Source organism: Streptomyces sp. WM4235 (genome assembly GCF_001279725.1).
Classification (GTDB): domain Bacteria; phylum Actinomycetota; class Actinomycetes; order Streptomycetales; family Streptomycetaceae; genus Streptomyces.
Window position 1 is genome coordinate 1 of record NZ_LGDE01000328.1, and the last position, 370, is coordinate 370.

The 370-nt window shown below is 69.5% G+C and carries 1 pseudogene; it reads left to right on the top strand.

Going from position 1 to position 370, the window contains the following annotated elements:
* Window positions 1-370, top strand: a pseudogene (locus tag ADK55_RS21010) (hypothetical protein); the annotation flags it as partial.

Consider the following 370-nt stretch of genomic DNA (forward strand, 5'->3'; position numbering starts at 1 on the left):
GGTCGCCGCCATCGCCACCGTGGTGAGCATCCTCAGTGGACTGGCCATCTGTGACGCCCTGCGCCACAGCGCGGCACCTCAAACGGCCCGTGAAGTCGTCCACTGGTGGCCCCTGTTGATCTACGGCCCCTGGATGGTCGCCTCCCTGTCCATCCTCAGATCCGCCCTGCACCAGCGCCGCGCGCTCCACTCCTGGTCCATCGTCCTGCTGTTCTCCACCCTGGCCACACTCCTGTGCATCGCCCAGGCACCCAGAACGATCGCCGCCGGAGCGGCATCCGCCCTCCCCGCCGTCGCCGCGCTGGCCTGCTTCCAACAACTGGTCCGCCAGATCACCCTCACACGACCACCCCGCCAGGCCGCCCCACGG